The sequence below is a fragment of the Acidovorax sp. Root402 genome (genome assembly GCF_001425125.1).
Lineage (GTDB): Bacteria > Pseudomonadota > Gammaproteobacteria > Burkholderiales > Burkholderiaceae_C > Acidovorax > Acidovorax delafieldii.
The window spans coordinates 491564-511598 of record NZ_LMDQ01000013.1; the positions used below are offsets into that span (position 1 = coordinate 491564).

General features: G+C 67.2%; 13 protein-coding genes. 12 read left to right on the top strand and 1 reads right to left on the bottom strand.

Annotated elements, in window-relative coordinates:
• Positions 1–24 precede the first annotated feature (24 nt).
• From ASC83_RS09635 to ASC83_RS09660, 6 genes are all read left to right on the top strand, one after another.
• Positions 25–6009, top strand: coding sequence for an alpha-2-macroglobulin (locus ASC83_RS09635; RefSeq protein WP_056061200.1), 5985 nt, complete (start codon positions 25–27; stop codon positions 6007–6009).
• A 79-nt stretch (positions 6010–6088) separates the two neighbouring features.
• Positions 6089–6457, top strand: a complete 369-nt coding sequence (locus ASC83_RS09640; RefSeq protein WP_200938914.1) for a hypothetical protein — start codon at positions 6089–6091, stop codon at positions 6455–6457.
• 55 nt (positions 6458–6512) lie between these two features.
• Positions 6513–7382, top strand: coding sequence for a methylglyoxal synthase (locus ASC83_RS09645; RefSeq protein ID WP_056061207.1), 870 nt, complete (start codon positions 6513–6515; stop codon positions 7380–7382).
• 60 nt (positions 7383–7442) lie between these two features.
• Positions 7443–9737: a penicillin-binding protein 1C gene (gene pbpC / locus ASC83_RS09650; RefSeq protein ID WP_056061208.1), complete on the top strand. Its 2295-nt coding sequence runs from the start codon at positions 7443–7445 to the stop codon at positions 9735–9737.
• A gap of 84 nt (positions 9738–9821) precedes the next feature.
• Positions 9822–12110, top strand: coding sequence for a diguanylate cyclase domain-containing protein (locus ASC83_RS09655; protein WP_056061211.1), 2289 nt, complete (start codon positions 9822–9824; stop codon positions 12108–12110).
• Between the two features lie 142 nt (positions 12111–12252).
• The gene (locus ASC83_RS09660; RefSeq protein ID WP_056061214.1) at positions 12253–13419 is read left to right on the top strand and encodes an alpha-hydroxy acid oxidase; all 1167 of its coding nucleotides are present in this window, start codon (positions 12253–12255) and stop codon (positions 13417–13419) included.
• 15 nt (positions 13420–13434) lie between these two features.
• On the opposite strand, the gene ASC83_RS09665 is transcribed toward ASC83_RS09660, so the two are convergent.
• Positions 13435–13848 carry a cytochrome c family protein gene (locus ASC83_RS09665; protein ID WP_056062123.1) on the bottom strand — a complete coding sequence of 138 codons (414 nt, stop codon included), beginning with the start codon at positions 13846–13848 and terminating at the stop codon, positions 13435–13437.
• Between the two features lie 246 nt (positions 13849–14094).
• On the opposite strand from ASC83_RS09665, the gene ASC83_RS09670 reads away from it, so the two are divergent.
• From ASC83_RS09670 to ASC83_RS09695, 6 genes are all read left to right on the top strand, one after another.
• Positions 14095–14670 carry an RNA polymerase sigma factor gene (locus ASC83_RS09670; protein WP_056061217.1) on the top strand — a complete coding sequence of 192 codons (576 nt, stop codon included), beginning with the start codon at positions 14095–14097 and terminating at the stop codon, positions 14668–14670.
• A gap of 7 nt (positions 14671–14677) precedes the next feature.
• Positions 14678–15469 (top strand): anti-sigma factor domain-containing protein, encoded by a 792-nt coding sequence (locus ASC83_RS09675; RefSeq protein WP_056061220.1) that lies wholly within the window; start codon positions 14678–14680, stop codon positions 15467–15469.
• Positions 15470–15618: 149 nt separating this feature from the next.
• Positions 15619–17172: a DUF4331 domain-containing protein gene (locus ASC83_RS09680; protein ID WP_056061224.1), complete on the top strand. Its 1554-nt coding sequence runs from the start codon at positions 15619–15621 to the stop codon at positions 17170–17172.
• A gap of 17 nt (positions 17173–17189) precedes the next feature.
• The gene (locus ASC83_RS09685) at positions 17190–17441 is read left to right on the top strand and encodes a hypothetical protein (protein WP_056061227.1); all 252 of its coding nucleotides are present in this window, start codon (positions 17190–17192) and stop codon (positions 17439–17441) included.
• 95 nt (positions 17442–17536) lie between these two features.
• Complete coding sequence (locus ASC83_RS09690) at positions 17537–18679, top strand: hypothetical protein (protein ID WP_156379466.1); 1143 nt, start codon at positions 17537–17539, stop codon at positions 18677–18679.
• A 71-nt stretch (positions 18680–18750) separates the two neighbouring features.
• Entirely contained in the window at positions 18751–20007 is a 1257-nt protein-coding gene (locus ASC83_RS09695) for a HupE/UreJ family protein (RefSeq protein WP_235509348.1), read from the top strand.
• The last annotated feature ends 28 nt before the right edge of the window (positions 20008–20035 follow it).

Sequence of the window (20035 nt, forward strand, 5' to 3'; positions counted from 1 at the left end):
GATAGCGTGAACGCAAAAAAATGGATGTTGGCCGCCAGCCTGTCTCTGGTGGCCTGGGGGGCCCAGGCCCTGCAGATCACCAGCTTCTCGCCCCAGGGCGAGGTGGCGCGCGTGCGCCAGGCGGTGGCCAAGTTCGACGCTGCTGCGGTCAATTTTGGGGACCCCAAGGCGGCCGCGCCGCTGAGCCTGAGCTGCAGCGACGCCAGTGTGACCAAGGGCACGGGCCGCTGGACTGGCGAGCGCGAGTGGGTGTTTGACTTCGAGCGCGACCTGCCGCCAGGCGTGCGTTGCACCGCCAGCGTCAAGCCGGGCTTCAAATCGCCCGCTGGCGCAGAACTGACGGGCGCCAAGAGCTATCAGTTCAATAGCGGCGGGCCATTTGTGCAGAACCTCCGCCCCAGCACCTACGAGCAGATCGACGAAGAGCAGTTCTTTGTGCTGTTCCTCAATGGTCCGGCCACCACGGCCAGCGTGCAGAGCAACGTGTGGTGCACGGCCGAAGGCGTGGGCGAGCGCATCCCCGTGCGTTTGATCGAGGGGGCGCAGCGCGCCGAAATCCTCAAGGGCCTGGGCCTGGAGAAAGACGCAGCACGCGAGCCCCTGTCCTTTGCCACACTGGCCTGCAACCGCCGGTTCACCTCGGGCTCGCGCATGCAGATCGTGTTCGGCAAGGGGGTGGCCACCCCCAGCGGAGTCGCCAACACGGTGGAAAAACGCTTTGACTTCAAGGTGCGTGAGCCGTTCTCGGCCGAGTTCAGCTGCGAGCGCGAAAACGCCCAGGCTGCCTGCCTGCCGATCCGGCCGATGATGCTGTCGTTCAATGCGCCCGTGCCGCGCAAGCTGGCGGCTGCCATTCGCCTCAAGTCCGCCAAGGAAACCCTCAAGCCCCAGATCGATGGCGGCGCAGAAGGTGCCCAGGCCGATGCCCTGGTCAACAGCCTGCAGTTCAACGCGCCGCTGGCCGAGAACACCGCTTTCACCATCGAGCTGCCCAAGGACTTCAAGGACGCCTCGGGCCGCGCGCTGCGCAATGCGGACAACTTCCCGCTCAAGGTGTCCACTGGCGGCATGCCGCCGCTGGCCAAGTTTGCAGCGGCGCCATTTGGCATCGTGGAGCGTTTTGCCGAAGGCCCCGCGTCGGACAACCCGCCTGCGCTGTTGCCCGTGACGCTGCGCAACGTGGAGGCTGCCCTGCGCGTGCAGGGCCTGCAAGCGGGTGTTGCGACAGCCACCGCACCGGCGGGCAAGGTGAGCACGCTCAAGCCCCGCACCGACGCGGACATCATTGCCTGGTTTCGCAAGGTGCAGCGCTATGACAGTTACGTGGTCAACCGCAAGCAGGCGCGCCAGGACGTGACCGGCCCCCTGCCCAAGGTGCTGGATGACGACAAGGAATACGTGCAGTCGCGCATGCTGTCGCTGCTGGCAGGCAAGGGCGGCGTCAAGACGCTGGACCTGCCCAAGCCATCGAGCAACGACCCGCGCCCGTTCGAGGTGGTGGGCATTCCGCTCACACCCGGCTTCCATGTGGTGGAGATCGCGTCGCAAAAGCTCGGCGCCTCGCTGCTGGACGACCGCCATGGCGAAGGCCGCACGATGTACGTGCGCACCTCGGCGCTGGTGACCAACCTGGGGGTGCATTTCAAGCTGGGCCGCGAAAACGCCATGGCCTGGGTCACCACGCTGGACAAGGGCCAGCCCGTGCAGGGCGCCACGGTGCGCGTGTCGGACTGCCGAGGCAACGAACTGGCGCAGGCCGTGACCGACGCACAGGGTATTGCCCGTGTGGAGGGCCTTTCGTCCGAACCGCCCGGCTGCAATTCCAATTCTGAGGACGAGGTCGGCCAGTCGTACTTTGTGAGCGCGCGCCACAAGGGGGTGGATGGCGTGGAGGACATGGCCTTCACCTGGAGCGACTGGCAGCGGGGCATCGAGCCCTGGCGCTTCAATGTGCCCACCAGCCGGGCACCCTCGCCGGACGAGCGCGTCCACACCATCTTCGATCGCACGCTGTTCCGCGCGGGCGAAACCGTGTCGATGAAGCACCTGCTGCGCGCCGAAACGCGCCAGGGTTTTGCCCTGTCGGCATCGCGTCCCGATACCCTCGTCATCACCCACTTGGGCAGCGGCCAGCAGTTCACCCAACCCCTCGTGTGGCGCGGCACGGCCACCGGGGGGCTCAGTGCGCAAAGCACCTTTGCCATTCCGCCCGCTGCCAAGCTGGGCGTGTATCAGGTTGAGCTGGGGGGCAACGGCACGGTGAATGGCAGCCTGGCGTCGGGCTCGTTCCGCGTGGAGGAGTTCCGCCTGCCGGTGCTGGAAGGCCGCATCGCCCCGGTCGAGAAAAAGGCGCTGGTGCGCGTGCGTTCGGTGCCCACCGACGTTCAGATCAACTACGTGGCCGGTGGCGGCGCTGCCAACCTGCCGGTGCGCGTGTCGGCCCTGGTGCGCGGCAAGTCCCTGGAGTTCAGCGACTACGACACCTTCCGCTTCAGCCCGCCCCGCAAGCGCGAGCAGAGCAACGCCAACAGCGACGACGAAGAGGCCACCGCCAGCCAGGACGCGCGCGTGATTGCCGACAAGCTGCCGCTCACCCTCGACAAGAACGGTGCGGGCAAGGTCACCATCGACAATGTGCCCCAGGCCCGCCAGCCGCAGGAACTGCTGCTGGAGGCCACCTACGCCGACCCCAATGGCGAGGTGCAGACCCTTCGCAGCACGCAGACGCTGTGGCCCGCCGGTGTGGTGGCGGGCATCAAGACCGAGGGCTGGGTGTCTGCGCGCCAGAAGATCCGCTTCCAGGCGCTGGCGCTGCAACACAACGGCAAGCCGGCGGCCGACACCGCGCTGCAAGTGCAGGCCATGGCCCGCATCACCACCACCACGCGCAAGCGCATGGTGGGTGGCTTCTACAGCTACGACAACCAGACCGATACCAAGGACCTGGGCACACTGTGCAGCGGCAAAAGCGACGCGCGCGGCCTGTTGCTGTGCGAGGCCAAGCTCGACGAGGCGGGCGAGGTGGAACTGGTGGTCACGGCCACGGACAAGGACGGCAACACCAGCGTGGCCGCTTCGTCGGTGTGGGTCACGCGCCAGGGCGAGCTGTGGTTTGGCGGCGAAGACCATGACCGCATCGACCTGCTGGCCGAGAAGAAGAGCTACCAGCCCGGCGAGACCGCCAAGTTCCAGGTGCGCATGCCGTTCCGCTTTGCCACGGCCCTGGTGGCCGTGGAACGTGAGGGCATCATCGACACGCAGGTGGTGCAGCTCAACGGCCAGGACCCCACAGTGAGCCTGAAGGTGCAGCCCGACTGGGGCCCCAATGTCTACGTGAGCGTGCTGGCCTTGCGGGGCCGCCTGCGCGAAGTGCCGTGGTACAGCTTCTTCACCTGGGGCTTCAAGGCGCCGCGCGAGTGGTGGACCTCGTTCTGGTACGAAGGCAAGGAATACCAGGCGCCCACGGCGCTGGTGGATCTGTCCAAGCCCGCCTACCGTCTGGGTGTGGCTGAAATCCGCGTGGGCACACAGGCCCACCAAATTGATGTGAAGGTGCAGGCTGACAAGGAGAGCTACGCCGTGCGTGGCAAGGCCCAGGTCACCATCACCGCCACGCTGCCGGGCGGCAAGCCCGCCGCCAACGCCGAAGTGGCCCTGGCCGCCGTGGACCAGGCGCTGCTGGAGCTGATGCCCAACAACAGCTGGAACCTGCTCGAAGCCATGCTGCAGCGCCGCAGCTGGGGTGTGGAGACATCCACCGCGCAGATGGAAATCATCGGCCGGCGCCACTACGGCAAGAAGGCCGTGCCCGCTGGGGGTGGTGGGGGCAAGTCGCCCACGCGCGAGTTGCTGGACACCCTGCTGCTGTGGGAGCCCGCACTCAAGCTCGACGCCAACGGCCAGGCCAAGGTGACCGTGCCGCTCAACGATGCGCTGACCACCTTCAAGATCGTGGCGGTGGCCGATGCGTCCACTGGGCTGTTTGGCACCGGCAGCACCAGCATCCGCGCCACGCAAGACCTGCAGATCATCAGTGGCCTGCCGCCGCTGGTGCGCGAGGACGACCAGTTCCGCGCGCAGATCACGCTGCGCAACACCACCAAGGCCGCCATGAAGGTGGAGGTGGCACCACGCGCCACGTTGCTGGACCTGAAGCCGCAGACCATCGACATCCCGGCCGGAGAGGCGCGTGAGGTGGCCTGGGACGTAACGGCCCCCGCGCAGCTGGCGCAAACGCGCGCCGAGGCCATCCTGTGGGAGATCGAAGCCAAGGACCAGGTCAGCGGCGCCCGCGATGCCCTCAAGGCCCGCCAGCGCATCGTGCAGGCGGTGCCGCTCACGGTGCAACAGGCCACGCTGGTGCAGGTGGACGGTAGCTACAACCTCGATGTGAACCCACCCGCCGACGCATTGCCCGGCCGGGGCGGCCTCAAGATGTCGCTGCAGCCCAAGCTGGCCGAAGGCCTGCCCGGCGTGCGCGACTGGTGGGCGCGTTACCCGTTTGCCTGCCTGGAGCAAAAGACCAGCAAGGCCGTGGGCCTGCGTGATGGGGCGCTGTGGCAGACCGTGGTGGCGCAGTTGCCCACCTACCTCGACAGCGATGGCCTGGCCAATTACTTCCCGCCGCGCGACGGCGACGCCAACCGGGGCAGCGACACCCTGACGGCCTATGTGCTGGCCGCCACGCACGAGGCCGCCAGCATCAACCCCGCGTTTGCACTGCCCGACGAGGCCCGCGCGCCCATGGAGCGTGGCCTGATCGCGTTTGTGGAAGGCCGCATCCAGCGCAACTTCTGGAGCCCGCGCAAGGACCTGGACATGCGCAAGGTGGCCGCACTCGAAGCGCTGTCGCGCTACGGCAAGGCCCAGGGCCGCATGGTGAGCAGCATCACCATCGCGCCCAACCAGTGGCCCACCCACACGGTGATCGACTGGGTCAATGTCTTGAAGCGCGTGGCCGATGTGCCCGAGCGCGACAAGCGCCTGGCCGAAGCCCTGCAGATCCTGCGCGGCCGCCTGTCGTTCCAGGGCACCAAGCTCATCTTCAGCAACGAGCAGGACGACTACTGGTGGTGGCTGATGCAGAACGGCGACGTGAACACCGCCCGCCTGATGCTGGCCGTGATGGACGACCCGGCCTGGAAGGACGACATGGGCCGCCTGGCCAACGGGTTCATCAGCCGCCAGCAGGCAGGCGCCTGGCACACCACCACCGCCAACCTGTGGGGCGGCCTGGCGCTGGAAAAATTCAGCGCCAAGTTCGAGGCCACACCCGTGTCGGGCACCACCAAGGCCAGCATGGGTGGCAACACCGCCAGCGTGGACTGGAGCAAGGTTGACCGCGTGAAGGCGTCGGATGCCACCGGCGCCCCCAATCAGATCACCTGGTTTGGTGCACCCGCATCGCCCGGCAACCTCAAGAACAACGGCATGTTCCTGCCTTGGGCAAGTGCTGCGGGCAAGGCGGGCGGCAAGGAGCAGCTGGCCGTCACGCACCAGGGCCCGGGCAAGCCCTGGCTCACGCTGCAGTCGGTGGCGGCCATTGATCTCAAGGCCCCGTTCGCGGCGGGCTATGCGATCAAGAAGACCATCACCCCGGTGGAGCAGGCCAACAAGTCGCTGCCCGCCGGCCAGTACACGCGGGGCGACGTGCTGCGCGTGACGCTGGAGGTCAACGCCACGGCCGATATGACCTGGGTGGCGATCACCGACCCCATCCCGGGTGGCGCCACCATCCTGGGCAGTGGCCTGGGTCGTGATTCCGAGATCGCCACGCAGGGCGAAAAGAAGAGCGGCGCAGGCTGGCCCGCGTTCGAGGAGCGCAGTTTTGAGTCCTTCCGCAGCTACTACGAGTACCTGCCCAAGGGCACCGTCAAGATGGAGTACACCGTGCGCCTGAACAACGCGGGCGACTTTGCGCTGCCACCGAGCCGCGTCGAGGCCATGTATGCGCCCGAGATGTTTGGCGAGTCGCCCAACGCACGGGTGAAGGTGCAGGTGGCCAAATAAGTCGCCACACCCCAACGCCACTTCGTCATAACGTCGCCATGCACAGCCTTGCCCATCGCCCACCCCAGGCCTGCATGCCATGAGCCTCAGCGTCTTTCTGGAGCTGCGGTTCTGGCTGCTGGTGGGGTTCTCGCTGGTGCTGCCGGTGGGCATTTATGCGCTGCTGCTGGTCACGCGGTCGATCTCGCGCTGGGCGGTGCTGGGGTTTGGGGTGGCCCTGGTGCTGATCGCGGGGGTGGATGTGTACCTGCTGCAGTCCATGGCAGCACAGGCCAAGAGCACGCCGTCGCTGGCCGATGATGCGTGGTTCAGTTCCGAGCTGACGATTGCGCTGTACCTGCTGCCGGTGGTGTTCGGCGGTATCGGCGTCAACCTGATCTCGCATGTGCTGCTGCGCCACCTGACCGAGGCCGAGGGGCGGTTTGACCGGGAGCACTCCGATCGTTGAGTCGTGAGGCGCTTACGATGTTCAGATCCCTTCGTTTTCAGAAAGTCAACCCACCATGATCCTGGGTCTCGCTGCCAACCGCTTGCACCACCACACCGAAGATGCGGCGCTCTTTGCCTGGCTGCGCGCCTGCGAGGCGGGCATCCGGGAACTGCAGCTGGGGCTGCACGCCGTGGGCCGCACGCACGATGCCATCGTCGCTGCGGGCATGCTGCAGGGGTACCGGCCGCTGGTGCGCTATCCCTACGGGCGCGACGGTGGACTGATGAAAGTGGTGGCAGAGGTGGTGGGCATGGGGGAAGGGCGCACGCTCGATGGCGCGATCTACCTCACCGACCCCGTGGACCCTTCTTCCATCTTCCCCGAGGCGCTGGCCCTCAAGCGGCAGTGTGTGATCCACGGCAAGCCGTTTCTCTCCACCGTGGCCAGCGCGCGCGACTGGATCGAGATGGAGCGCATCCACGCCGGGTTGCCGCCCGATCCGCAGGCCGACCGGTTTCATGACCATGGCCCCCAGACGCTGGCCCTGATTGCGCACGACGCGTGCAAGCAGGCCATGCTCGACTTTGCGGATCGCAACTTTGATGTGCTGTCGCAGTTTCGCCATCGGGTGGCCACCGGCACCACGGGCCAGCGACTGAACGCCCTGGCGTGGAGCAAGGGCTGGCCCGAAGGGCAGCCCTGGGTGCAGCGTTTTAACAGCGGGCCGCTGGGTGGCGATGCGCAGATTGCCGACCTGGTGCTGGAGCGTCGTTGCCACCGCGCCGTTTTTTTTGAGGACCCGCATGTGGCGCGCCAGCACGAGGCCGACATCCAGCTGCTGGAGCGCGCTGTGACCACCGCCACGCACGACGCGGTGTGTGTCACCGTGCCGGGCGTGGCGCAGCGCTGGTGCGACGCCGTGCGCCTGCGCGCAGCGCGCTGATAGTGCTTTCATTTCTGTGTGTTTGTGTTCCTTCCTTTCGCTTCCTTCCCCACCTTGCGCATGCGCACGCAGGCCACCACTCTGGTGCTGGCGGCCTGCGCCTCGGGCGCCTGGGCCATTCCCACGTTTGACGAGGTGCGCGCGGACTTCAAGCCCTCGGACACCCTGATCCTCTCGCGCGAAGGCGAGGTGCTGCAGCGCTTGCGCACCGACGCCACCGTGCGGCGTGGCCAGTGGGTGCCACTGGCCGATGTGTCGCCCGCGTTGCGCCAGGCGCTGGTGCTGAGCGAGGACAAGCGCTTTTTTGAACACAGCGGCGTGGACTGGCGTGCTGCGTCGGCCGCCGCCTGGGGCAACCTGTGGAACCAGCGCACACGCGGGGCCAGCACCATCACCATGCAGCTCGCGGGCCTGCTGGACGGGGACTGGCGCCAGGGCCCCGGGGGGCGCACGGTGGTGCAGAAGGTCGGCCAGACCGTGGCCGCCCAGGTATTGGACCGGCGCTGGCGCAAGGACCAGATCCTGGAGGCGTACCTCAACCTGGTGCCGTTTCGCAGCGAGCTGGTGGGCATCGATGCCCTGAGCCGCACTCTGTTTGACAAGGCGGCCCACGGCCTGGACGACCGCGAAGCCGCGGTGGCAGCGGCCCTGGTGCGCGCACCCAACGCAAGGCCTGCGCTGGTGGCACAGCGTGCCTGCGGCGTGCTGCGCGACATGCAGCAACGCCCCTCCACCCCCGCCTCGCCCGCTGCACCGGCGGTGCGCGTGGACTGCGATGCGCTGGATCTGTTCACCACGGCCGCATTACAACGCCGCGCTTTTGATGCCAGCGAGGGTGTGGCGCCGCACTTTGCACGCTACCTTCTGCGCCAGCGGGACAAGGACAGCGCTGTGCCCGAGCGGGTGGCCACCACCCTGCGCGCGCCGTTGCAGCGTTTTGCGATGCAGAGCCTGCAGCAGCACCTGCGCGAGTTGCGCGGGCGCCATGTGGAAGACGGCGCGGTACTGGTGCTGGACAACGCCACGGGCGCGGTGCTGGCCTGGGTGGGGTCATCCGGCCAGCTCAGCCAGGCCAGCGAGGTCGATGGGGTGCTGGCGCTGCGCCAGCCGGGCTCCACGCTCAAGCCGTTCTTGTACGCCCAGGCGATTGCAGAGCGGCGGCTCACGGCGGCCTCGCTGGTGGAGGACTCGCCCGCGCAGATCACCACGGCGGGCGGGCTCTACATTCCGCAAAACTACGACCGCCAGTTCAAGGGCTGGGTGTCGGTGCGCACGGCACTGGCGGCGTCGCTCAACGTGCCCGCCGTGCGCACGCTGGTCATGGTCACGCCCGATGCGTTCCACCGGCAGCTCGGGGCCATGGGATTGCCGCTGCGTGAAAGTGGCGACTACTTTGGCTACAGCCTGGCACTGGGCAGCCCCGAGGTACCGCTGCTGCACCTGACCAATGCCTATCGCACGCTCGCCAACGGCGGGCGGGCGAGTCCTGTTGCAGTCACGCTCGCCAATGGCGGGCGGGTGAGCGCCGCGGCCCCGGCCATCGACCCACGCGCTGCCTACATCGTGGGTGACATCCTGTCCGACGGCAATGCACGCGCCCGCACCTTCGGCACCGACAGCGTGTTGGCCACCCGTTTCTGGACGGCGGTGAAAACCGGCACCAGCAAGGACATGCGCGACAACTGGGCGGTGGGCTGGTCCGAGCGCTACACGGTGGGTGTGTGGGTAGGCAATGCCAGTGGCGCGGCCATGCACGAGGTCAGCGGCACCAGTGGTGCGGCGCCCATCTGGGCAGCGGTGATGGGCTTTCTGCACGCCCGCGAGCCCAGCCGGGCCCCCAAGGCCCCTGGGGGTCTGGTCAGGGCGGCTGTGCGGTTTGGTCCGGGCCAGCCGCCCTCTGCAGGCGTGCTCCAGCCGCTGGAGGCTGCGCGCGACGAATGGTTTGTGCCTGGCACACAGCAGTCTTTGTTTGCTATTGATTCAATAGCTTCCGAGCCATATTCCACTAGCGCATCTGGCCAAAAAGTCTCCAAAAACGCTGCCTCGACCCCTATGGCGCTTCCTGCCGGTGCCTCTGCCCGCATCACCGCCCCGGCGTCCGGCACGGTGATCGCGCTGGACCCGGACATCCCGCCGATGCGCCAGCGCCTGCAGTTCACCGCCACCGGCGATGCCGTGCAGTGGCGGCTGGACGGCAAAACCCTGGGCCGGGGGCCTCGGGTGGCCTGGATGCCGTGGCCTGGGCGGCATGTCGTGCAGATCACCGATGCCCAGGGCAAGGTGCTGGACGAAGTCCGGCTGGAGGTGCGTGGTGCCGGTGTGGTGGCGGCGCCCCCCCGGGCAGGTGCGCATTGACGCTGACAAATCCGAGGAATACGGTGTGAATTCGGGCCAAGTCCCGGTTCAGGCGACTGTTTAAAATAGTTACAAACTATCTCTATGCCCTCGCTTCGCCAGTTTTTCTCTCACCGCCTGATCTGGCTGGCTTTGCTGGTGGCTTTGGGTATCGGGGCATTGTTCGCCCGCACCATCTGGACCATTCGCAACGACGAGTGGAGCTACGCGGTGCAAACCAACGCCAACCTGGCCCGCACCCTGGAGCAGGGCCTGGCCTGGTCGCTGGACTCGTTCGATAAATCCCTGGAGGGCGTGGCCCGCGAGGTGTCGCGCCCGGAGGTGTGGGCGTTGCCCCCCGACCTGCGCTCGCGGGTGGTGTTTGACAACTCGCTGCGCGCGCGCGGCGCGGGTGATGTGCTGGTGCTGGACGCGCAAGGCAATGTCATCCTGGACTCGGGCTCCAATGCCCCCCGCCGGGTCAACTTTGCCGACCGCGACTACTTTCTGGCTTTCCGCGATCGGGGCGAACAGGGGCTGTTCTTCGGCAAGCCTGTGCCTTCGCGGGTGACGGGCCTGAACATCCTGCCCATCTCGCGGGGCTACTACAACGCAGACGGCAGCTTTGCCGGGGTAGTGGTCGGCGCCATCCGCCTGAGCTACTTCAACGAACTGTTCGGCTCGCTGGACCTGGGCCCGAACAGCGGTATCAACATGTTCCGTCAGGACGGGGTGGTGATCTCCCGCTTCCCGTACGGTGATTCGGATGTGGGCAAAACGATTGCCGGCTCCCCCAACCTGCTGCGCTTTCAGAAGGAGGGCACGGGTTCTTTTGTGGGCAAGGCGGCGCTCGACGGCGTGGAGCGCCTCTACTCCTTCCGGCCTGTGGGCAACTACCCGCTGATCCTGAACGTGGCGCAGTCCACAGAGACCATCCTGGCCAAGTGGAGCAGCAGTGCCTGGGTGTTGGGGGGCTTCGCCGTGCTGCTGATGCTGGGAAGCCTGGGGCTGGCCCTGATGTTTGTGCGCGAGCTCCTGCTGCGCCAGCAGGTGTCCGCGCGCCTGGCCGAGGCCGAACACGACCTGCGCACGACGCTCGACAACGTGCCCTCGATGATTGCCTACTGGGATGCCAGCATGCACAACCGCTTTGCCAACCGTGCGGCGCTGGAGGAGTTCGGCACCTACCCGGCACCGGTGCGGGACCGCCATATCAGCGAGCTGCTCAGCGAGGCCCGCTACGCGGCCAGCAAGCCCAATTACGACTTGGCGTTGGCAGGAATGCCACAGCGCTTTGAGCGGACGGACGAGGACGCACGGGGTCAGCCGCGTCACAGCATCGTCTCGTACCTGCCTGACACCGATGCGCGCGGCGTGGTCACCGGGCTCTTTGTGCAAGTGACGGACATCACCGAGCGCAAGCGCATGGAGAACGAGCTGTTCGACGAGAAAGAGCGCGTGCGCCTCACCCTGCAATCCATCGGCGATGCCGTGGTCTGCTCGGACGCCAAAGGCATGGTGACCTACCTCAACCCCGTGGCCGAGCGCCTCACGGGCTGGCAGGCGTTTGATGCGGCCGGGCATAACGCAGACGAAGTGGTCAGCCTGCGTTGCCCCGACAACGACGAGCCCTTGCCCAACACCTTGCGCACCGCGATTCAGCAAGGCGCGGCCACAGAGCCCGTGCGGGGCGTGCTGGTACACCGCACCAGCGGCCAGCGCTTCCAGGTGGAGGAGACGGCCAGTGCCATCACCGACCGCCATGGCGCGGTGACGGGCGCGGTGGCGGTGCTGCGCGATGTGACCGAGGCCGTGGCCATGGCCGAGCGCATGTCCCACCTCGCGCAATATGACGCGCTCACCGACCTGCCCAACCGCGTGCTGCTGCAGGACCGCGCCCATCTGGCCATGGCCCAGGCGCGGCGTGACGGCAAGTCTCTGGCGGTGATGTATCTGGACCTCGATGGCTTCAAGGAAGTCAACGACCGCCTGGGCCACGATGTGGGCGATGTCCTGCTGGTGCAGTTTGCCCAGCGCCTGCAGGCAGCGGTGCGTGCGTCCGACACGGTGTGCCGGCAGGGGGGCGATGAGTTTGTGGTGCTGCTGCCGGGGCTGGATGGGGTGGAGCCCGCCTGCCTGGTGGCGCGCAAGATCCTGGCGGCCTGTGACGCAGCGTTTGATCTGGCTGGGCAGCCGGTGCGGGTGGGCGTGAGCGGCGGCATTGCGCTGTTCCCGCAGCACGGCAGCACGTTCGATGAGCTGTCGCGCCATGCTGACGGCGCCATGTATGCGGCCAAACGCGGCGGGCGCATGCGCTTCATGCTGTACCAGGGCCCGGATGCCGATCCCGAGGTGGTGTTGCCCGAGCCCTCTCAAGTGGCCGCGGCCCAGTAGTCCACCTGCTGAAGCCGGGCGTCCGGGTGGCATGGCACTGTCCGTCGCTGGAAATTTGTTGCAAGCCGTCGAAAAAATTTTGATGGCTGCCCCCCGCGCCACCGCCTACCATTCGGCGCATTCCCCATCCTGGAGAGCCTGCGTGCCCAATCTGTCCAAAATCACCTGCATCGAAGACCTGCGTGTCATTGCCGAGCGCCGCGTGCCGCGCATGTTCTATGACTACGCCGATTCGGGCTCGTACACCGAGGGCACCTACCGCGCCAACGAGAGCGACTTCCAGCGCATCAAGCTGCGCCAGCGCGTGGCCGTGAACATGGAAGGCCGCACGACCCGCACCACCATGGTGGGCCAGGACGTAGCCATGCCCGTGGCCATTGCACCCACCGGCCTCACCGGCATGCAACATGCCGACGGCGAGATCCTGGGGGCCAAGGCGGCCAAGGCGTTTGGCATCCCGTTCACCCTCTCGACCATGAGCATCTGCTCCATCGAAGACGTGGCCGAACACACGGGCCGCCACCCGTTCTGGTTCCAGGTGTATGTGATGCGGGACCGCGACTTCATCGAACGCCTGATCGACCGCGCCAAGGCGGCCAACTGCTCGGCGCTGCAGCTCACGCTCGATCTGCAGATCCTGGGTCAGCGCCACAAGGACATCAAGAACGGCCTCTCGGCCCCGCCCAAGCCCACCATCGCCAACCTCATCAACCTGGCCACCAAGCCGCGCTGGTGCATGGGCATGCTGGGCACAAAACGCCGAAGCTTCGGCAACATCGTGGGCCACGCCAAGGGTGTGGGCGACCTGTCGTCGCTGTCGTCGTGGACGGCCGAACAGTTCGACCCGCAGCTCAACTGGGGTGATGTGGAGTGGATCAAGAAGCGCTGGGGCGGCAAGCTGATCCTCAAAGGCATCATGGACGCCGAAGATGCGCGCCTGGCCGTCAACAGCGGTGCCGACGCACTGATCGTCAGCAACCACGGCGGGCGCCAGCTCGACGGCGCGCCATCCTCCATTGCCGCACTGCCAGGCATTGCCGCAGCAGCCGGCAAGAACATCGAGGTGTGGATGGACGGCGGCATCCGCAGCGGGCAGGACGTGCTCAAGGCCCGCGCTTTGGGCGCGCAGGGCACGCTGATCGGCCGCAGCTTCTTGTATGGCCTGGGGGCCTACGGCGAGGCGGGCGTGACGCGTGCGCTGCAGATCATCCAGAAAGAGCTGGACATCACCATGGCGTTCTGTGGCCATACCAACATCAACAACGTTGATTCGTCGATCCTGCTGCCCGGTACCTTTCCCACGGCCTGAGCGGCTGAAAGCCCTTCACCGCGCGGCCGTCGTCGGCGCCGGCAGACGTTTGAGTGTGGCCAGGTAGGCCACCACGTCCTCGCGGCCCTGTGCGTCGTCGAGCTGGTAGTCCATGCCCTGGCCGGGGATCAGCGCCTCGGGGTCGGTCAGCCAGGCCTTGAGCGTGGCACGCGTCCACAGCAGCTTGCTTGCGCGCAGCGCGGGCGAGTAGTCAAAATCCTTCAGTGCGCCCGCGCGGCGCCCCACCACGCCCCGGTGCGCCGGGCCGTCTCCATGCTGGTCCGGGCTGTGGCAGCTGCTGCAATGCGCCGCGTACAGCGCAGCGCCACGCTCCACCGACTGGGCCGCAACGGGGCTGTGGGCCCCCCACACCAAGGTGGCCGCAACGGCAACCCAATGAACAGGGAACAGTGGGCGAGGCAGAGGCATGGCGGGGAGCATGGGGTGGAAAGCGCGAGCGTTGTGGGCAGAGGTGACTCTTGCAGTACGGACGATCCCGCCGCCTGGATTCATGCCCGTTGCGGTTGGGGTGCCCGATACCCCGACTACACCAATTTGCCGAGCCAGGGCCCTGTTTTTGTGCCCGGCCGCATCCAAAGTGCCCGCAGTGGCGTATTCACACACAGCAAAGCCCCGCAGGCACCTCCCACCCAACCAATCCCCGAGAATGGGCGCATGAGCACCCTCCACCCAGACAGTGAACTGATGGACCTCCTAGACCGCATCGCCGCGCAGGACGACTCCGCGCTGAAAAAGCTGTACGAGCGCACCGCGTCGCAGCTTTTTGGCCTGGCCCTGCGCATCGTCCGCAACCGCGACGCGGCGGAGGATGTGCTGCAGGAGGCGTTTTTGACCATCTGGCGCGGCGCGGGCAACTACCGCGCATCGCTGAGTCCGCCCATGGCCTGGATGGGTTTGATCGTGCGCAGCCGGGCGCTGGATGCCCTGCGCAAGCGCACCACCGACAGGTCCGATCTGATGAACGAGCTGGATGACGAGATGGCGCAGACGCTGGAGGGCGACATGCCCAACCCTATGGACGCCGCCGATGCCAGCGAGCAGGCCTTTGCGCTGCACCACTGTCTGGGAAAGCTCGATCACAAGCAGCGCGAGGTAGTGAGCCTGGCCTACCTGCGCGACCAGAGCCACGGCGAGCTGGCCGAGCAACTCAAGCTGCCGCTTGGCACCGTCAAGACCTGGATCCGCCGGGGCCTGGAACAGCTGCGCACCTGCATGGCGCGTTTTGCGTGAGGTTGCCATGAACATTACCCGACACCCCGAACTGCTCGACCGCCTGGCTGCCAGCTACGCCCTGGGCACACTGCGTGGCGGCGCCCGCCGCCGATTTGAAAGCCTGGCCCGCGAACACGCCACCGTGCGCGCTGCCGCGCTGGTCTGGCAGACCCGCTGGTCCGGCCTGACCGAGCTGCAGCCCGCCATCCACCCCGCGCCCGCCGTGTGGACGCGCATCGACAACCTGGTGCAGGCCGACCGGGCTGCGTCCGCCATGCAGGCTGCCCGTGTGCACCAGGCCGCAGAGGCCCCCAGCGGCTGGTGGCGCAACCTGCTGGTGTGGCGCGGTGCGGCGGCTGCGGGCGCCATCGCCACGCTGGCGGCTGTGGTGGTGGGCGTGCAGGTCAATGGAGGCCTGCGTGCCACCACGGGCGCGCAGATCGCCGCACTGCAGCAACAACTGCAAGCCACACCCCAGATCCAGTACGTGGCGGTGCTGGCCGATGACAAGGCCGACGCGTCGATGCTGGTGACGTTCGACCCCAAGAACAACCAGCTCGTGCTGCAGCGCGTGGGCGGTTTCCAGGAGGGTGCGGACAAGTCCTTGCAACTGTGGGCGCTGCCGCCCGCTGGCGGCCCGCGCTCATTGGGCGTGCTGGGACAGGACAAGCTGCTCAAGCTGGTGGCCCAGGAGGGCGATGTGAAAGAAGTCCCCACGCTGGCCATCAGTCTGGAGCCCAAGGGGGGTGTGCCCAGCGCCACAGGCCCGACCGGGCCGGTGCTGTTCAAGGGCGCTCTGATCCGCAAGGCCACCTGACACCCGGGTTCCAGGCAGTTGCTTACAGGTCTGGAAGAACCGGTGGCAAAAGAAAAGAATAGTCGCCACCGTTGAATCCACGGGTTTCTCTTCGTCGTATTCAAGGTGGGGTGCTTGGCACCCCACCATCCACCTACGAGGAGATCCCCATGCCATTGAAAAAAATCAGTCTGGCCGTGCTGGCTGTTCTGGCTGCCAGCGCAGCGGGCGTCAGTCTGGCGTCCAGCCACCGCGAGGCGCCGTTCATCACGACCCAGCCCAAGGTTGACGGCAGTGACTTCTACCTGTTCAACAGCTACGAACCGGGTCGAGCGGGTTTTGTCACCATGATCGCCAACTACCTGCCGCTGCAGGATGCCTATGGCGGCCCCAACTACTTTAGCCTGGACTCGAATGCGCTGTACGAGATCCACATCGACAACAACGGCGACGCAGCGGAGGACATCACCTTTCAGTTCCGCTTCAAGAACACGCTGAACAATGGTGGCAACGGCATCACGCTCGATATCGGCCCTGACGGTGCCCGCAAGAAGGTGGCCATTCCGCTGCGCAACGCCGGTGGCATCAGCGGCGCAGCGGGCGACCCGCTGGCCTACCGCGAAGAGTACGAGATGTTCATCGTGCGCGGTGACCGCCGTACCGGCAAGCGCGAGCAGATCACCATGGCCGGTGGGGGTACCACCTTCACCAAGCCCATCGACTACATCGGTGAAAAATCGCTGGGCAATGCGGCTGCCTACGACGCCTATGCCGGCAAGTATGTGTATGGCATCAACATCCCCGGCTGCGCCACCCCCGGCAAGGTGTTTGTGGGCCAGCGGCAGGATCCGTTCCCGGTGTCGCTGGGCACCATCTTTGATCTGGTGAATGCACCTGCCGCCGTCATCACCAGCGAGTCGAATGCTGCGGCCTTCGGCGCGGGCCAGATTGCCAACAAGAACGTGACGTCGCTCGCGGTGGAAGTGCCCACCAACTGCCTCACGGCGGCATCGGGCGAGAAGGTCATTGGCGGCTGGACCACTGCCAGCCTGCGCCAGGCCCGCTTGCTCAATGGCAAGCCAGACTCGGGCCTGCAGGCCAGCGAGAAGGCCGGTGGCGCATGGACGCAGGTCTCGCGCCTGGGCATGCCGCTGGTCAACGAGGTGGTGATTGGCCTCAAGGACAAGGACAAGTTCAACGCGTCCAAGCCCAAGGATGATGCGGCCAACTTTGCGGACTACGTAACGCATCCCACGCTGCCCGCGCTGGTCGAGACGCTGTTTGGCGCCAAGGCACCCACGAACTTCCCGCGCACCGACCTGATGACGGCCTTCCTCACGGGGCTGCCCACCGTCAATCGCCCTGGCAACATCACCGGCCTGGGTGCAGGCGGCCCCCTGGCCGAAATGCTGCGCTTGAACACCGGCATTGCCGCCACGGCTGCGGCTGCGCAGAACTCGCTGGGAGTGGTGGCAGGGGACGCGGCCGGCTTCCCGAACGGCCGCCGCTTGGGCGACGACGTGGTGGACGTATCGCTGCGCGTGGCCATGGGTGCGCTGTGCACGGTGACGGGTGCCACGGACACGCTCAAGGTGGGCTGCAAGCCGGGTGATGCCCCGGCAGGAGGGGTAGCGTTTGTGGACGGCTCGCGCACGAAGGCGACGGACTACCGTACGGCGTTTCCGTATGTGAACCCACCGCTGCCCGGTGCCAAGAACTTCTGATCCGAAGGAGCCACACCATGCAAAAGAACCTTCGGATTCAGCACCTGGCCCTTACTTCGGTGGCGGCATTGGCCATCACCGGTTGCGGCGGGGGCGGTAGCGGCGACAACACGGCAGACCCTGGCAATGGGGGCCCGGTGATGGTGAACGCGTTCGAGTATGTGCAGCCCATTGTGGCCAGCGGCGCATCGGACACCACCGAGCCTCAGGCGGTGGACCAGCTGGTGCTGTCCAGCACCGAGGCTGAAGAGCCCGATTCGCGGCTCTGACCCTCGCGCGATGTCCTGGCTGCGCCCTGAAGGGGTGTGGCCAGGGCGTGCGTGGGTGATGTGTCTCTTTCGATATCCGCTGTTGTCACGAGCCCATGAAGAAACCTCATCACTGTGTGTGCGTGGCCTTGTGCCTGGTGCTCTGGGCGGGCACGGCCCTGGCGGCCTTGCCGCAGGACTTGCCACCCGGCCTCAATGCCGATGTGGTCGAGCGTCTGCCCGAGCGTGTGAGCGCAGCCCCCGCCACGCCCCAGGCCGCCGCCACCACGGCCCGGCGCTGGATCACGCTGTCACGCGAGACGGCGGACCCGCGTTACCTGGGCCGGGCACAGGCGGCCCTGGCTCGCTGGTGGGGCCAGGCGGATGCCCCGGCCGATCTGCTGGTGTTGCAGGCCACCGTAGAGCAAGGGCGCCATGAATTTTCAGCAGCGCGCGCCACGCTGGAGCGCGCCTTGCAAACCAACCCCGCACAGGTGCAGGGCTGGCTCACGCTGGCCACGCTGGAGCGTGTGGCCGCGCGCTATCAGGCCGCCGAGGCCGCCTGCCGCAACGTAGCCCGCCACGGTGCTGCGCTGTATGCCACCGCCTGCCTGCTTGAAACCCGTTCACTGCAAGGCCAGCACGATGCCGCGCGCAATGGCTTCACCGCACTGCGACAGCAGGTTGCGGGGGATGCTGCCCAGCGGGCCTGGATCGGGTCGCTGCTGGCCGAGAGCGAAGAGCGCGCAGGGCGCGATGACGCTGCCGACGCGGCCTACCGCCGCAGCCTGGCCGATGCCCCCGACGGCTACACCGCGCTGGCCTATGCCGACCAGCTGTTGCGCCGCAATCGTGCGAGCGCCGCACTGGAGGTGCTCAGGCACCAGCCCGACAGCGACTCCGTGCTGCTGCGGCGCGCGCAGGCCCTGCGGCTGATGGGGGACGCCGCGTGGCAGCCCCTGGTGCGCGACCTGGCAGCGCGTTTTGCCGCCATCGCGGCGCGCGGTGAGGGGCTGGACGCCCACGCCCGGGAGCGTGCCTTGCTGGCGCTGTGGTTGCAGGGGCAACCCGCCGCCGCATGGAAGGCGGCCCGCACCAACCTTGCCCTGCAAAAAGAGCCACTCGACTGGTGGCTTGCACTGCAGACCTCTGAGCAGTCGGGCGACGCTGCTGCCCACCAGGCCGTGCGGCAGGCCCTGCAGCAAGCAGGACTGCAAGACCTGCGCCTGGCGCGCTGGCAGACCCGGGGAGCCCAATGATGCGCTGCATGCACTGGTTAACGGGCCTCCTGCGCCCACACGGGCGTTCCCTGCGGGCCATGGTGGCTGTCGTGTTGACTGCCGCAGCACTGGCGCCCAGCGCCTGGGCCCACAAGGCCAGCGACGCCTATCTGCGGGTGGCGGATGCGCCGGCATCCCTGGGCACTGCAGGGGCGGGCGCATCGATAGGCCTTGTGCTGTCGGTGGCCTTGAAGGATGTGGATGCCGCGCTGGAGCAGCTCGATGCCGATGGCGACCGCCAGCTCACATGGGGCGAGGTGCGGCAGTCCATGCCCGCCATCGTCCAGTGGGTGGGCCAGGGCATGTTGTGGCAGTGCGACGGCACGGCGACGGTGCCTGCCTGGCGCTTTGAAGCGTTGGAGCAGCGCACCGATGGGCGTTACGCGCGGCTGGCTGCCACGCTGCCCTGTGCGCCAGCCCAGGCGATCACCCTGCGCTACGGCCTGATGCAGGGCATCGACCCCACACACCGCCTGCTGGTGGGCGGCGCGTTGAGCGGCCAGACGCTGGCAGCCGTGCTGGCCCCTGACGGGCGCTCCGGCACCGACCTGCGCTCCGCGGGCAGCCGCGCCGGACAAGCGGGGGCAGACGGTGCGGAAGGGGCTCAAGGTGCGGACGCAACAGAGCCCGGCGCCCCACGCGGCGGGTTGGCCACGCTGCTGCACTTTGTGACCGAGGGGGTGCACCACATCCTGTCTGGCTACGACCACCTGGCCTTTTTGCTGGCACTGTTGCTGCCCATCTCCCTGGCGCGGCCGCAGCCCCGCCACCGCGATCTGCCATTGCACACGGAGTCCGGCACAACACCGATCGCTGAAACTCTGGCCTCCGGCGCCAGGGACCGCTTCACCGGGATCAAGGCGCTCCTGCTCACGGTGACCTGTTTCACCGTGGGCCATTCCATCACGCTGGCACTGGCAGGCCTGGGCTGGGTCACCGTGTCGGGCAACTGGGTGGAGCCCGCCATTGCCATCAGCATCGGCATCTCGGCGTTGCTGAACCTGGTTCCCGTCCAAGGCCTGCGCAGTAGCTGGCTTGCTCTGGGCTTTGGGCTGGTTCACGGGCTGGGTTTTTCCGGAGTGCTGGTTGAAGCTGGCGTGGCGGGTGCTTCGCTGTTGTGGGCCCTGGCGGGGTTCAACCTGGGGGTCGAAGTGGGCCAACTGATGGTGGTCGCCCTGTGGTGCACGGTCTCGGTGGCGTTGGCGCGCAGGGCGTGGTACCGCTCGGTGGTGGTGCGTGGGGGCTCCGTCGCGTTGCTGGTGCTGTCGCTGTACTGGACCGTGCAGCGCCTTGCCTTCGCTGGCTGACGAGAACGGTGGCCAGTCCGTCGTGGGG

What these genes read in the sequence shown, in the direction of transcription:
- ASC83_RS09635 (WP_056061200.1), top strand. Translation starts at nt 25, where the DNA reads ATGTTGGCCGCCAGCCTGTCTCTGGTGGCCTGGGGGGCCCAGGCCCTG.
- ASC83_RS09640 (WP_200938914.1), top strand. Translation starts at nt 6,089, where the DNA reads ATGAGCCTCAGCGTCTTTCTGGAGCTGCGGTTCTGGCTGCTGGTGGGG.
- ASC83_RS09645 (WP_056061207.1), top strand. Translation starts at nt 6,513, where the DNA reads ATGATCCTGGGTCTCGCTGCCAACCGCTTGCACCACCACACCGAAGAT.
- pbpC (WP_056061208.1), top strand. Translation starts at nt 7,443, where the DNA reads ATGCGCACGCAGGCCACCACTCTGGTGCTGGCGGCCTGCGCCTCGGGC.
- ASC83_RS09655 (WP_056061211.1), top strand. Translation starts at nt 9,822, where the DNA reads ATGCCCTCGCTTCGCCAGTTTTTCTCTCACCGCCTGATCTGGCTGGCT.
- ASC83_RS09665 (WP_056062123.1), bottom strand. Translation starts at nt 13,848, where the DNA reads ATGCCTCTGCCTCGCCCACTGTTCCCTGTTCATTGGGTTGCCGTTGCG.
- ASC83_RS09670 (WP_056061217.1), top strand. Translation starts at nt 14,095, where the DNA reads ATGAGCACCCTCCACCCAGACAGTGAACTGATGGACCTCCTAGACCGC.
- ASC83_RS09675 (WP_056061220.1), top strand. Translation starts at nt 14,678, where the DNA reads ATGAACATTACCCGACACCCCGAACTGCTCGACCGCCTGGCTGCCAGC.
- ASC83_RS09680 (WP_056061224.1), top strand. Translation starts at nt 15,619, where the DNA reads ATGCCATTGAAAAAAATCAGTCTGGCCGTGCTGGCTGTTCTGGCTGCC.
- ASC83_RS09685 (WP_056061227.1), top strand. Translation starts at nt 17,190, where the DNA reads ATGCAAAAGAACCTTCGGATTCAGCACCTGGCCCTTACTTCGGTGGCG.
- ASC83_RS09690 (WP_156379466.1), top strand. Translation starts at nt 17,537, where the DNA reads ATGAAGAAACCTCATCACTGTGTGTGCGTGGCCTTGTGCCTGGTGCTC.